This window comes from Embleya sp. NPDC056575 (genome assembly GCF_042793325.1).
Lineage (GTDB): Bacteria > Actinomycetota > Actinomycetes > Streptomycetales > Streptomycetaceae > Embleya.
Genome location: NZ_JBHTVA010000046.1, coordinates 1 through 12,921, shown reverse-complemented (window position 1 = coordinate 12,921; position 12,921 = coordinate 1). Strand labels below are relative to the sequence as shown.

General features: G+C 70.4%; 12 protein-coding genes and 3 tRNA genes. 9 read left to right on the top strand and 6 right to left on the bottom strand.

What is annotated here, in order from left to right:
- Positions 1–8: 8 nt before the first annotated feature.
- From ACFRCG_RS31170 to ACFRCG_RS31150, 5 genes are all read right to left on the bottom strand, one after another.
- Positions 9–506 (bottom strand): hypothetical protein, encoded by a 498-nt coding sequence (locus ACFRCG_RS31170; protein WP_380037578.1) that lies wholly within the window; start codon positions 504–506, stop codon positions 9–11.
- A gap of 289 nt (positions 507–795) precedes the next feature.
- Entirely contained in the window at positions 796–1,386 is a 591-nt protein-coding gene (locus tag ACFRCG_RS31165; RefSeq protein ID WP_078975288.1) for an ATP/GTP-binding protein, read from the bottom strand.
- The gene (locus ACFRCG_RS31160; RefSeq protein WP_371863148.1) at positions 1,367–1,846 is read right to left on the bottom strand and encodes a DUF742 domain-containing protein; all 480 of its coding nucleotides are present in this window, start codon (positions 1,844–1,846) and stop codon (positions 1,367–1,369) included. The genes ACFRCG_RS31165 and ACFRCG_RS31160 overlap by 20 nt, the downstream gene beginning before the upstream one ends.
- Positions 1,738–2,166: a roadblock/LC7 domain-containing protein gene (locus ACFRCG_RS31155; RefSeq protein WP_020553297.1), complete on the bottom strand. Its 429-nt coding sequence runs from the start codon at positions 2,164–2,166 to the stop codon at positions 1,738–1,740. Before ACFRCG_RS31155 ends, ACFRCG_RS31160 begins: the two co-directional genes overlap by 109 nt.
- On the bottom strand, positions 2,163–6,224 hold the full coding sequence (locus ACFRCG_RS31150) for a nitrate- and nitrite sensing domain-containing protein (RefSeq protein ID WP_380037576.1): 4,062 nt from the start codon (positions 6,222–6,224) through the stop codon (positions 2,163–2,165). The genes ACFRCG_RS31155 and ACFRCG_RS31150 overlap by 4 nt, the downstream gene beginning before the upstream one ends.
- Positions 6,225–6,753: 529 nt before the next feature.
- Here ACFRCG_RS31150 and ACFRCG_RS31145 point away from each other — a divergent pair.
- From ACFRCG_RS31145 to ACFRCG_RS31125, 5 genes are all read left to right on the top strand, one after another.
- A complete protein-coding gene (locus ACFRCG_RS31145) occupies positions 6,754–6,936 on the top strand; it encodes a hypothetical protein (protein ID WP_380037574.1) in 183 nt (60 codons plus the stop codon).
- A gap of 160 nt (positions 6,937–7,096) precedes the next feature.
- Positions 7,097–7,897, top strand: coding sequence for a fumarylacetoacetate hydrolase family protein (locus tag ACFRCG_RS31140; protein ID WP_380037572.1), 801 nt, complete (start codon positions 7,097–7,099; stop codon positions 7,895–7,897).
- 184 nt (positions 7,898–8,081) lie between these two features.
- Positions 8,082–8,153 (top strand) — tRNA-Gln (locus tag ACFRCG_RS31135).
- A 50-nt stretch (positions 8,154–8,203) separates the two neighbouring features.
- A tRNA-Glu gene (locus tag ACFRCG_RS31130) sits at positions 8,204–8,279 on the top strand.
- 52 nt (positions 8,280–8,331) lie between these two features.
- Positions 8,332–8,404: transfer RNA gene (locus ACFRCG_RS31125), tRNA-Glu, on the top strand.
- Positions 8,405–8,591: 187 nt separating this feature from the next.
- Here the strand turns inward: ACFRCG_RS31125 and ACFRCG_RS31120 are convergent.
- Complete coding sequence (locus ACFRCG_RS31120; RefSeq protein ID WP_026218813.1) at positions 8,592–9,317, bottom strand: IclR family transcriptional regulator; 726 nt, start codon at positions 9,315–9,317, stop codon at positions 8,592–8,594.
- A 219-nt stretch (positions 9,318–9,536) separates the two neighbouring features.
- Between ACFRCG_RS31120 and leuC the strand changes: the two genes are divergently transcribed.
- From leuC to ACFRCG_RS31100, 4 genes are all read left to right on the top strand, one after another.
- Positions 9,537–10,949, top strand: a complete 1,413-nt coding sequence (gene leuC / locus ACFRCG_RS31115; RefSeq protein WP_380037570.1) for a 3-isopropylmalate dehydratase large subunit — start codon at positions 9,537–9,539, stop codon at positions 10,947–10,949.
- A 3-nt stretch (positions 10,950–10,952) separates the two neighbouring features.
- Complete coding sequence (leuD, locus tag ACFRCG_RS31110; protein ID WP_380037568.1) at positions 10,953–11,549, top strand: 3-isopropylmalate dehydratase small subunit; 597 nt, start codon at positions 10,953–10,955, stop codon at positions 11,547–11,549.
- A gap of 142 nt (positions 11,550–11,691) precedes the next feature.
- Positions 11,692–11,952 (top strand): hypothetical protein, encoded by a 261-nt coding sequence (locus ACFRCG_RS31105; protein WP_371863149.1) that lies wholly within the window; start codon positions 11,692–11,694, stop codon positions 11,950–11,952.
- 116 nt (positions 11,953–12,068) lie between these two features.
- On the top strand, positions 12,069–12,854 hold the full coding sequence (locus ACFRCG_RS31100) for an HU family DNA-binding protein (protein ID WP_380037566.1): 786 nt from the start codon (positions 12,069–12,071) through the stop codon (positions 12,852–12,854).
- Positions 12,855–12,921 lie beyond the last annotated feature (67 nt).

Here is a 12,921-nt window from a genome sequence, read left to right as displayed (position 1 = left end):
ACGAACCGTCAGGGGCGGCCGGGGCGGAACGAACGCCACCCGTCGCCCCACGGTTCGTCCCAACCCGCCGGCAGCGGCGACAGGGCTCCCGGCGGCGGGGCCGGCAGCACGGAGGGAGCGGGCGGGGCGGGCGGAGTGGGTGGAGCGGCCGGCGGCACGGGAGTTGCCGGCGTCACCGTCCGGGACTGAGGTGGAGCCGGCGGGGCGGGCGGACGCACGGGGGAGGAGGCCAGCGGACTCGCCGCGGTCATCGGGTTCGGCGGCAGCAGCGGTTCGCTCTCCTCGAGGCGTGCCAACTCGCGTCCGACGGCGAAGCGTTCCAGGCGCCCCCGGACCTCTTCCGGCTCCCGGGAGATGGAAAGCTCCCGATCGAGGCCGAACTCCTCGGCCGCCGCGCCCGGCAGCAGGTTCGCCTGCGGGGGCCTTCGCGGCAGCCCCGATTCGGTCGTTCCGTCGACCATCGGAAGGCGGGCCGCTTGTGCCGCGCGCCTGCTGTTGTCGTCCACCGAACCCCACCTCGGTTCGTTGTTGGGCCTGCGCCTCAAAACGTTCTGATATCAATTGGGCAACAGATGGCTATGGAAGGACCCTAGCAATGTGTGGGCCGAGGCGGAGACTCGGCCGGGCATGTCGCCGGGTCCTGTCACACGTTTGTCGAATTCCCCGTACAACCCTCGGGAATCCTCCCCGGGCCGTTCGCACGGCGACAACACCTCAGGCGAACCCCGCAATGGGATTCGCCTGAGGTGTGCTGGTGCAAAATACGAAAAAAACAGGTGGAACGTGTACCGAAGGTCAGCGCAGGCGAGCCATCAGAGCATGCTCGACCAGCGTGATCAGGGTCGACTTGGCCGATTCGCGGCGCCGTGCGTCACAGCTCACGATCGGGGTGTCGGGCCCTATTTGCAATGCCTCGCGGACATCCTCCGCGTGGTGGGTCTGCAATCCGTCGAAGCAGTTCAACGCGACGATGAACGGCAGACCGCTGTTCTCGAAGTAGTCGATCGCGGGGAAACAATCGGCGAGTCGGCGGGTGTCCACCAGAACCACGGCGCCGATCGCGCCGCGGACCAGGTCGTCCCACATGAACCAGAATCGGTGCTGACCCGGCGTACCGAACAGGTACAGGATCAGATCCTCGTCCAGCGTGATGCGACCGAAGTCCATCGCGACCGTGGTGGTCTGCTTGTCCGGCGTCGCCGACAGGTCGTCGACCCCGGCGCTGGCGGACGTCATGACCGCTTCGGTACGCAGCGGAGCGATCTCCGAGACGGCACCGACGAGCGTGGTCTTGCCCACGCCGAATCCGCCGGCGACGACGATCTTCGCCGACGTGGTGGAGGACCTGGCGGGAACCGGGCCCGGGCTAGAGCTTGCGAAGTCCACTGAGCACCCTTTCGAGCAGCGTGACGTCCGGCTGCCCCTGGTCGTTCCCGGGCTGGTGGATGACCACCAGGCCGGCTTCGGCGAGATCCGCGACGAGGACGCGGGCGACACCGAGCGGGATGGTGAGCAGAGCCGAGATCTCGGCTACCGACTTGACCTCCCGACACAGCGCGCAGATGCGCTGGTGCTCGGGCAACAGGCCGGGTGGATTGGCCACCTGAGGCGTCGTGGTGACCAAGGCCTCCAGCGCGAGCTGGTAGCGAGGCCGGGTACGACCACCGGTCATGGCATACGGGCGGACCAGGGTCTCGTGAAACTCCTGGTCCCCGTGATCGGACATATCCGAAGGTGTCATCGCGGCAGTGCACCTTGGAGTTCGGCGCGCAGCGCCGGCGTGAGCACGGCGCCCGCGCGATCGACGAGCAGGGCCATCTCGTAGCCGATCAGGCCGATGTCGCACTCCGGCGACGCCAGCACGGCCAACGAGGAGCCGTCCGAAATCGACATGATAAAGAGGAAACCCCGTTCCATTTCCACGACCGTCTGGGTGACGTGCCCGCCCTCGAAGATACGGGACGCACCCTGGGTCAGGCTGGTCAAACCCGATGCGACGGCGGCGAGCTGGTCTGCCCGGTCGCGAGGGAAGCCCTCGGACAGGGCGAGCAGCAGGCCGTCCGCGGAGACCACGACCGTGTGCGACACCCCGGGGGTGTTGTCCACGAAGTTCGTGATCAGCCAGTTCAGGTTCTGCGCGGCCTGGCTCAACGACTTCTCAGTCATGCCTGCTCCTGGTTGTTCTCGTCACGAGGTCGAGGGGCGGATCCCCCGGCCCCGGCGGTGCGACCCTGCTGGATGCCCCGGCGGAAGTTGGTCAGCCGTCCACGGACCTCGTCGGGCGACCGGGACAGGCCCGGCCCGCTCGGCGCGGTCGGTCGACCCGGCTCCCGACGGGACCCGGCCGCGGCAGAGCCCGCACCCGTGTGACCCGGGGCCTGAGCCCCGCCGGACTGCTCGACGCCGCCCGGCACCAGGTTGGCGCGGGGCACACGTCGGGGCAGGCCCGCTCCGGTGGTGCCACCCGAGGACGGCTCACGAGCGGCCTCGGCCGCGCGCCAACCGTCGTCACCCGCGGAGTACCAACCCGACTGCGGCCCCTGCGGGCCGCCGGCGGGGGAGCCCGCGGCGGACTGCTCGACGACCTCGTCCGGCTCCGTCGGCGTCCCGAACATGTCGGTGGCGGGCTGCTGACGCCCACCACCGAACGCCGGTGCCGGCTCGGCCGGTGCCTGCGGCGGATTGGTCGCCATCGGCACCCGACGATCGAGATCGCCCAACGGACCCGGATCCGGGAGCGCCTGCTCACCTGCCGGTACGGCTCGCTCCCCGCCTCGCGGCGTGGAACGGACCTGCGCGGCACGCATCCGACCGCCGCGGTTGCCCTGGCGGTGGAACCAGTCCGACTCGAGTGTGTCGAAGATGGGAAGCCTACCGTCGTCCCCGGTGCTCGGGGGCGCACTCATGTCCAACTCGGACGGAGCAGGCACCTGTTCGGCGATTTCCTGCGCACCGACGGGCGCGAACGGACCGGTTTCCGAGCGAGCCGGACCGGCCGGCTCGAACGGCGAGACGGCCGGACGCACATCGCCCTGCGGGCCGCGCACCTGCTCGGCCCTGGTGTGCTCGTCCTGCTCCGACCGCACCGGCAGGGGACGCGTCTGCGCCGGACCGCGCAGCACGGGCAGCGCGTCGCCGGTGTCCATCCCGAGTTCGTCCCCGGACTCGGGCGCCCGCTGCGGCAGTTCGTCGCGACGGGTCAACTCCTCCCGGCGCGGCGCGTCGTAGCCGGACGGCACCTCGGCCGGCGGCGCGACGGGCTCGATCGGCGGCAGCGGCGCCACCGGGGTGAGTTCGTCGTACTCGGTGCCCCAGGTCGGGCGCTGCGGCTCGTCCCGGCGCGGTGCGAGCTCCGCACCCGGGCCGCCGAACTGCCCGGACTGCTCGAATCCGAGCGGGTCGAGCGGGTCGATGTCGGCCTCGGGGCGCGGCTCGTCCGCGTATCCGAACGGTGACGCGAACTGCGAGGTGTCACCCGCGCGTACGGTGCCGTCGCCGAACTGCGGCGCGGCCGGGAAGGACCCGGTGTCCGTGCCGAACTGCGCCTGCTGTGCCTCGGCTCCGAGGTGTTCCTCGGCGGTGCCGAACATCGGCGCCTGCGGCGCGGCCGGGAAGGCGCCCGTGTCCTGGGCCGGCGACCCGACCGGGGCGAACGGGTTGTCCCGACCGGGCGTGGCCGGCGGCGGCGAACTCGGCGCGCGGTGCGCACCGGTGCTGTGTACGCCCGGCTCGCTCGCGAACGGGTTCACCGTGCCCGGGTACGGCGTGTCCTGCCCGGTCGAGGCGTCCTGGAAGGAGGGCGCCTCGAAGGACTGGGTGCTGCCGTAGGACGGCTCCTGCTGCACCGGCGCCTGGGCGGGCCGGTTGTCCGCGGCCGGCGTCGGCTGCGGCGGCTGGTTGACCGGCTGCACCGGCGTCTCGGTGCTGCGCTGCGGCAGTTCGCGCCGCCGGTTGCGCTCCTGGGCCCGGCTGCCCACCCGGGGACCGGGCAGGGCCGGCGCGGCGGGCGTGGCCGAGGGCAGTTCCTCGCTCCAGCCGGACACCGCGGCCGCGGTCTTGTCGCCGCCCTTGCTCCACCCGTCGCCGCCCCCGGGGCGGTCGCCCTGGATGAGCTCGATCGGGAGCATGACCAGCGCGGTGGTACCGCCACCCTCGCCCGGCCGCAGCTGGACGCGGATGCCGTGGCGGGTGGCCAGTCGGCCGACCACGAACAGACCCATGCGACGCGAGATGGACACGTCCACCACCGGCGGACGGGCCAGCCGCTGGTTGGCGTCGGCGAGGTCGTCGCCGGTGAGCCCGATGCCGTTGTCGTGGATCTCGATCAGCGCCCGGCCGTCGGGAAGGATGTGGCCGGTGACGCGGACCTTGGTGTGCGGGCTGGAGAACGTGGTGGAGTTCTCCAGCAACTCGGCGAGCAGGTGCACGAGGTCGTTGACCGCGCGGCCGGCGATGTCGGTGGTGGGCAGAGCGCCCAACTCGACCCGCTCGTACTGCTCCACCTCGGAGGCCGCGGCGCGCAGCACGTCGACCAGCGGAACCGGTCGGGTCCAGCGCCGGCCCGGCTCCTCGCCCGCGAGCACCAGGAGGTTCTCACCGTTGCGGCGCATGCGGGTGGCGAGGTGGTCGAGCTTGAACAGGTTGGCCAGCTGGTCCGGGTCCGCCTCGCGGTTCTCCAGGTCGGAGATGAGCGCGAGCTGACGCTGGATCAGGCTCTGGCTGCGGCGCGAGAGGTTGACGAACATCGAGTTGACGTTGCCACGCAGCAGGGCCTGTTCGGCGGCGAGTCGTACGGCCTCGGCGTGCACCGCGTCGAACGCGCGCGCCACCTGGCCGATCTCGTCCCGGGACAACACGCCGATCGGCTCGATGGCCAGGTCCACGTCGCCGGGGTCCGACTCGGAGAGTCGGCGCACCGTCTCGGGCAGCCGCTCCTCGGCGACCTCGAGCGCGGACCGACGCAGCGTGTTGAGCGAACGCACCAGCGAACGGGCCACGATCACACCGAGCAGGATGGTGATCAACAGCGCGCCGACGACGAGGATCGTGTTGACCAGGGCGTCGGTACGGGCCTCGTCGCGCAGGTCCTTCGCGGTGGCGGTCAGCTTCTTGCCCAGCTGGGCCTCGACCTGACCGAGCGCGCCGATCTTGTCCGTGGCCAGCGTCCACCAGGTCTGCTGGTTGAACTCGCCGATGTTGTCCAGCTTGGCGTTGCCGCCGGGCTTGGGAGCGGACACCGCGGCGCCGACCATGGCCTTGAACTGCTGGAAGGCCTCTTCGACCAGAGTGATCTTGTCCCGGCTGACGCCCGACTTGTACAGCGCGCTCCAGTCGGCGGGGGCGACGCTGATGAACGCGCGGATCGCGTTCTGCTCGCCCTCGTTCAGTCGCGCGAGCGTCTCGCCGGCCTCCAGCGGGAGGTCGTTCGGCTTGAGCGCGTACGCGACGACCGCGGCTCGCTGCGAGGACGCGTACGCCTTCGCCTCGCCGAACGAACCCAGCGCGCGGGCGCCCTGGATCAGGTCGGCGTCACGGGTGACCTCGGGTGCCTCCTGGTTGATCTGCAGCAGCTGCAGGATCATCTTGTTGTAGGCGTCGATGGTGCTGCGGGTGCTGGTCTTGAAGGCGTCCTGACGGGTGCGGTTCAACTCCGTCAGCGAGTGGCCGATGTCCTTGAGCGTGGCACCGAGCACCGGCATCGAGTCGGTGTTCAGTTTCGCGGCGCTCGCGTTGTAGACGGTGACCTGGTCGTCGGTGGTCTTCTTGGCCTTGTTCACCTCGCCCGTCAGATCCGCCGACGGAGCCACGCTCGCCTGCGCGAGCAGGTCGCGTTCCTGCTCCAGCCACGCGGCCAGCGTCGACGCCTGGTCGATGATGGCCGATGCCTTTTGCACCGTGTCCATCTCTTGCGTCTTGTCGATCGACGACTGGATACGCAGGCCGCCGAGCAACGCGGCGACCACGACCGGGAGCAGGAGCAGCGCGGTGATCCGGGTACGGATGCGCCAGTTCCTGATCGAGAACAGCAACTTGAGCCGGGACGGTGCCGTCCCGGCGGGCCGGGCTGCCCCGGCGCCGGCTATGGAGTCCCCGACGGAGTCGGGGGTCTCGTTGGCGTCCTGGGGTCCGCTGGCTTGCTGCGGGGCTCGCACCTCCGGCGTGGCGGGGCCGGCCGTGGCCGGGGCCCCTGCGGAGTCGTGCTGCTTCTTCCGACGTCCCTGCACTAGCGTCGCAACCTCTTGTGACCAGTCGTTAGACCCGCCGGTAAGGCGAGGCTCGTGTGCGCGTAAATCCCTGGATTCGCGTTCTTCCCAGGGCACCTCCGTCGCGCTCGCGCGACAAGGTGAAGGAACTCCGCTTGTTGGGAACCACCCCCGTGGTCGCAGGCATTTCAGCACAGCCACGGAGCCGCAACAAGATAGCGGGGTCCGGACAAACCGTGATTCAACCCGATCTCGGCGGTTAAGCCGTTTCGGGCGGCAATCAACCGGTATTAACGGACGATCAGGGGCAAAATGCCATACGTTTGTCGAGGTTCCGGGGAGGTGAAAATCACATATTGATGTGCCGGCTCGAACACCTGGTGTAAACCGTGATGTGCGGTCGGTGAGCAGCAGCCGTGGGTGACCCGTGACCACCCCTGACGTAACCACGGGTAATCTTGGCGGGCAAGACCGCACAGGGTGTACGAGATGGCACCCCGCGCGCGCATCTGTGGACGAGAACGAGCGAGAACGGCGAGAACCGGGAACCGTGGACACCATCAGCACGCACCGCCCCAGCACGGCCAACCCCAGGCGTACGCAGGTCGACGCGGTGTTGCCGGGTCAGCGCACGACAGAGGCCGCAGGGTCGGTCATCGCCGAGGTGCGCACCGCGAACCCCCGGCGGACGAACCTGATGGACGTCCCGGCCGACACCGACGCCTCGGCCTGAACCGCCGACGTCCCGGACCCACCGCCGGTCGCACCCTCGCACCCTGCCCCCGGCACGCCCGTCACCTGCGCGTCCGCCGCGGCGCGACACCGACCCGGGGCGCGCCCGCGTAGCCTTGGGCACGTCTCGTTCGTGACTCTCCGGCAAGGGTGACCCCATCGTGCGCATCGCCAGGTTCTCCACCGACGATTCCGTCTCCTTCGGGGTGGTGACCGGCGACGCCGACCGACCCGAGTCGCTGGTCGTACACGCCCTCGCGGGCCACCCGTTCGGCGAACTGCGGCCCACCGGCGCGCAACACGCGCTGTCCTCGGTGCGCCTGCTCGCACCGGTGCTGCCCAGCAAGGTGGTGGCGATCGGCAAGAACTACGCCGCGCACGCCGCCGAGATGGGCGGCGCGATCCCGGACGCGCCGATCACCTTCCTCAAGCCGTCCACGTCCGTGATCGGACACGGCGACGGCATCGCGTACCCGCAGATCTCCGACGAGGTGCACCACGAGGCCGAACTGGCCGTGGTGGTCGGCCGGATGTGCCGCGACGTGCCCGCCGAGCGGGTGGCGGAGGTGATCTTCGGCTTCACCTGCGCCAACGACGTGACCGCGCGCGATCTGCAGCGCACCGAGGGCCAGTGGGGCCGGGCCAAGGGTATGGACACCTTCTGCCCGCTGGGTCCTTGGGTGGAGACCGACATCACGCTCGACCAGGTCACCGAGGGCGAGGGGTTGACCGTGGCGTGCACGGTCAACGGCGAGGTGCGCCAGGCCGGCAGCACCGGGCAGATGATCCGCACCGTCACCGAGTTGATCGTGCACGTCACCCAGGCGATGACCCTGCTGCCCGGCGACGTGCTGCTGACCGGCACGCCGGCGGGGGTCGGACCACTGCACGTGGGCGACCGGGTCTCGGTCACCGTGGGTGGCGTCGGCACCCTCACGAACACCGTGGTCAAGCGCGGCTGAACGGGTCTTCCGCGCACGTCGCGGGCGGGCCGGCCGGACTTGTGGTGGTTCGAACGCAGGACCGGTAACCCGTTTTGGTCACGCGCGCCTCATCGGGTAAAGTTCTTCTCGTGCCGCCCCGCAAGGGAGCAGCGCGGAGCGAAGTCCTCGTAAAAACCCCCGGGTAACGCGAAGGACCGAGCATTGGGGTATGGGGTAATTGGCAGCCCGACGGTTTCTGGTTCCGTTAGTCTAGGTTCGAGTCCTGGTACCCCAGCTGCATCGCCTTCGGGCGATGTCGCTGGTAAGAGTTGATGATTGCGATCTGGCCCCGTTGTGTAGTGGCCTAGCACGCCGCCCTCTCAAGGCGGTAGCGCGGGTTCGAATCCCGTCGGGGCTACCAGATCGTCACCGTGTCGCCTCGTGGGCGGCTCGGAGCAACACCGGCAATACGAGGCCCCGTTGTGTAGTGGCCTAGCACGCCGCCCTCTCAAGGCGGTAGCGCGGGTTCGAATCCCGTCGGGGCTACCTCGAAGAAGAAGACCTCCCGCAGTCGCGGGAGGTCTTCTTCGTTTCCCGGGCCACGGGTGCCGGTTCGCGGCGCCGATGTGGGCGCCGACGCGGGTGGTCGGGGGCGCGCCCCGCGCGGGCCGCGTCGGCGATCGCTCCGGCGGCGCCGGCCCGGACGCTCGGCGGCGTCCCGGGTCGACGGCGGTCAGACCTCCACCTGGGCCCGGCGCAGTGCGTCGGACAGCTTGGCGGCGGCCTCCATCACGGCCTGCGCGTGCAGCCGCCCGGGGTGCCGGGTCAGCCGCTCGATCGGGCCGGAGACGGACACGGCGGCCACCACGCGGTTGCTGGGGCCGCGCACGGCGGCGGAGACGGACGCGACGCCCGGCTCACGTTCGCCGATGCTCTGCGCCCAGCCGCGGCGCCGCACGCCGGAGAGCGTGGTGGCGGTGAACCGCGCGCCCTGCAGACCCCGGTGCAGCCGCTCCGGCTCCTCCCAGGCGAGCAGGCACTGCGCGGCCGAACCGGCTTTCATCGGCAGCGTGCTGCCCACGGGGACGGTGTCGCGCAGGCCGGAGAGCCGCTCGGCCGCGGCCACGCACACGCGCATGTCGCCCTGGCGCCGGTAGAGCTGCGCGCTCTCTCCGGTGATGTCGCGCATGTGCGCGAGCACCGGGTGCGCGGCGGCGAGCAGCCGGTCCTCGCCGGCCGCGGCGGCCAGCTCGGCGAGCCGCGGGCCGAGCACGAAGCGACCCTGCATGTCGCGGGCGACCAGACGGTGGTGCTCCAAGGCGACCGCGAGTCGATGCGCCGTGGGCCGGGCAAGACCGGTTATGGCGACGAGTCCCGCGAGCGTGGCGGGACCGGCTTCGAGCGCGGCCAGCACGACAGCGGCCTTGTCGAGAACGCCGACTCCGCTAGAATTGTCCATGCCTTGATATTGCCGTCTCGGATTACGAGACGCAAGTCCACCCTCGGGCCCGGTGCCGGCACAGTGGCGCAACGCGCCGAGCCGACCACCGGAGAACAGCCGGGAGGCGTCGGGACGTGGGCACGCGTCAGGGCGTCGATCGCGGATACGGAATCAGCCGCACCCGCGCGACACGAGGGACACACAGCGCCGGCAATGGCGCCGGCCGGAGGGACAGCGATGGGACGGACACTCGCGGAGAAGGTCTGGGACGCACATGTGGTGCGTCGCGCGGAGGGCGAGCCGGACCTGCTCTACATCGACCTGCACCTGCTGCACGAGGTGACCAGTCCGCAGGCGTTCGACGGTCTGCGTCAGGCCGGCCGCCCGGTCCGGCGCACCGATCTCACGATCGCGACCGAGGACCACAACACGCCGACGCTCGACGTCGACAAACCCATCGCGGACCCGGTCTCGCGCGCCCAGATCGAGACGCTGCGCAAGAACGCCGCCGAGTTCGGGGTCCGGATCCACTCGCTGGGCGACGTGGAACAGGGCATCGTGCACGTGGTCGGCCCGCAGCTCGGGCTGACCCAGCCGGGCACGACCGTGGTCTGCGGCGACAGCCACACCGCGACCCACGGCGCGTTCGGCGCACTGGCGTTCGGCATCGGCACCAGCCAGGTCGAGCACGTGCTGGCCACCCAGACGCTGCCGATGGCGCCGTTCAAGACGATGGCGGTGACCGTCGAGGGCGCGCTGCCCGAGGGGGTCGGTGCCAAGGACCTGATCCTCGCGGTGATCGCGCGGATCGGCACCGGCGGCGGTCAGGGCTACGTCATCGAGTATCGCGGCCAGGCGATCCGCGACCTCTCGATGGAGGGCCGGATGACCGTGTGCAACATGTCGATCGAGGCCGGCGCCCGGGCGGGCATGATCGCCCCGGACGAGACCACGTTCGCGTACCTGGACGGCCGCCCGCACGCGCCGCAGGGCGCCGACTGGGACACCGCCGTCGCGTACTGGCGGAGCCTGGTCACCGACGAGGACGCGGTGTTCGACAAGGAAGTGGTGATCGACGCGCGCGAACTCTCGCCGTTCGTCACCTGGGGGACCAACCCCGGCCAGGGCGCGCCGCTGGCCGAGTCGGTGCCGGACCCGGTCGCGATCGTGGACCCGGTCGAGCGCGCGGCGGCCGAGAAGGCCATCGCGTACATGGGTCTGACGGCGGGCCAGAAACTGCGCGACATCGCGGTGGACACGGTCTTCGTCGGCTCGTGCACCAACGGCCGGATCGAGGACCTGCGCGAGGTGGCCGACATCGTCAAGGGCCGCAAGGTCGCCGACGGTGTGCGGATGCTGGTCGTCCCGGGTTCGGTGCGGGTCTCGCTCCAGGCCGTTTCCGAGGGCCTGGACAAGGTGTTCACCGAGTTCGGCGCCGAGTGGCGCTACGCGGGCTGCTCGATGTGCCTGGGCATGAACCCCGACCAGCTCGCCCCCGGCGAGCGCAGCGCGTCCACGTCCAACCGCAACTTCGAGGGACGGCAGGGCAAGGGCGGCCGTACCCACCTGGTCTCGCCGCAGGTCGCGGCCGCGACCGCCGTGCTGGGCCACCTGGCCGCCCCCGCCGACCTGAGCACCGCAGGAGTCTGAGCCATGGAAGCCTTCACCACCCACACCGGAACGGCCGTCCCGCTGCGCGAGAGCAACGTGGACACCGACCAGATCATCCCCGCGCACTGGCTCAAGAAGGTCACCCGCGACGGTTTCGAGGACGGTCTGTTCGAAGCCTGGCGCAAGAACCCGGAGTTCGTGCTGAACCGGCCCGAGCGCGCCGGCGCCACGGTCCTGGTGGCCGGTCCCGACTTCGGCACCGGGTCCTCCCGGGAGCACGCCGTATGGGCGCTGCAGAACTACGGGTTCAAGGCGGTGATCTCGGCGCGCTTCGCGGACATCTTCCGCGGCAACTCGCAAAAGGGCGGGCTGCTGACCGTGGTGCTGCCGCAGGAGGTCGTCGAACGCCTGTGGGCGCTGACCGAGGCGGACCCGACCACCGAGATCACCGTCGATCTGGTGGGTCGTCAGGTGCGCGCGGGCGAGATCGTCGCCGACTTCGAGATCGACGACTACACCCGCTGGCGCCTGCTGGAGGGGCTGGACGACATCGGTCTGACCCTGCGTCACGAAGAGGACATCACCTCGTTCGAGGCGAACCGGCCGAGTTGGCTGCCGCGCACCCAGCCGGTGGGTTGATCACGAACTCCCTTGCAAAATAGGCCGATCGGCCGAAAATGAACGGCGGGACGCGGTTGCGTCCCGCCGTTCGCGTGTTCGGGATTCGCCCCAATGGCCGCCCCGTTGTGCCCATAGCCGGATGAGCTGTCACAATTGCGGTGTGGAGCACCAAGGCCGACACGTGAACGAGTTCGAAGAAGTGGAACTCTTCGCCGAACTGGCCACCCGGTTGAAGGTCGCCCACGCCCGGGTGCGTAGGCTCCGACTACCGAACGAGGCGAAAGTGGCGCTAATCCGCCGCTTGTTGGTCATCACCGACGCGGCAAAGCATGATTTGGCGGACGCCGACCGGCGACTGACCAAGTTGATGGACGAGTTGGACGCGGGGCCCGCGAGTTCGCGGGACACCGCCGAAGCCTGAATCCGTTGCGACACAAGGGTGATTCGCCCGTTCGGTAATTGCTTCGGCACTTTTGGATGCTTAGCGTGCCCAATGCCGGCTGAACTGTCCCGGCATCGGTTTCCGAAGGGGAAGACGTGAACAAGGCGCAGCTCGTCGAGGCGGTCGCTGACCGACTGGGTGGCCGCAAGGCCGCCGCAGAGGCAGTCGATGCCGTCCTCGACACCATCGTTCGTGCGGTGACGGCGGGAGACCGGGTGTCCATCACGGGCTTCGGCTCGTTCGAGAAGGTGGACCGTCCGGCTCGATACGCCCGCAACCCGCAGACCGGTGAGCGGGTGCGCGTCAAGAAGACCTCGGTGCCGCGCTTCCGCGCGGGCCAGGGCTTCAAGGACTACACCAGCGGGACGAAGAAGCTTCCCAAGCCCAACGTGAAGAGCGCGGCGGCCAAGAGCAGCCCGACTCCGCGCGTGGTCGCGACGGACGCCGCGGCGCCCGCCGCGAAGGCGAGCACCCGCAAGACCACCGCGACGACCAAGGCGTCGGCGAAGCCGGCGACCTCGCGCGCCGCCGCGGTCAAGACCCCGGCCGCCACCACGCGCAAGACCGCGGCCGCGGCCAAGACTCCGGCGACCGCGAAGCCCGCCGCCAAGAAGGCGACCAAGGCGCCCGCGACCAAGGCGGCGGCCAAGCCGGCCGCGGCGAAGAAGGTCACCGCCAAGGCCGCGACCACCACCAAGGCCACCACCACCAAGGCCGTCAAGAGCATTCCGGCCGCGGCCAAGGCTCCGACGACCAAGGCGAAGGCGACCAAGGCCGCGCCGAAGGCCGCGACCGCCAAGCCGGCCGCGGCCAAGCCCGCCGCCGCCAAGGCGCCCGCGGCCAAGAAGACCGCGACCAAGCGCGCGGCCAAGAAGGCCTGACACGACGGGCTTCGTGAGCCGGCGGTAGATGTACGACGGCGACGGGCCGGAACCCCCACCCCGGGGT